Genomic DNA, 268 nt, shown 5'->3' on the forward strand with positions numbered 1-268 from the left:
GCCAGCCGATGATCGAAAACCACGGGCCGAGCACGTCGTCGAGCTTGCGGCGCACACCGTCGGCCGTTTCGACGTCGGGCTGGACGATCATCCGGCCGATCGCGCCCGACGCATCCGATGCGCCCGTCACCACGACCCCGCGCGTATAGCTCGGCATCGGCTTGAAACGCATTTGCAGCACGTAGTCCTTCAGGCCCGGCGCAAACCGCGCGGCCGCGAGCAGCCGATCGCGCAGGAATGCGACCGGACGGCTGGTCGGCATCAGCAT

Annotated in this window: 1 pseudogene; it reads right to left on the reverse strand. The window is 67.9% G+C overall.

Annotated elements, in window-relative coordinates:
• Positions 1-268, reverse strand: a pseudogene (locus SB751_RS31050) (3-(3-hydroxyphenyl)propionate hydroxylase); the annotation flags it as partial.

This window comes from Cupriavidus sp. SIMBA_020, from assembly GCF_046535395.1.
GTDB lineage: Bacteria > Pseudomonadota > Gammaproteobacteria > Burkholderiales > Burkholderiaceae > Cupriavidus > Cupriavidus campinensis.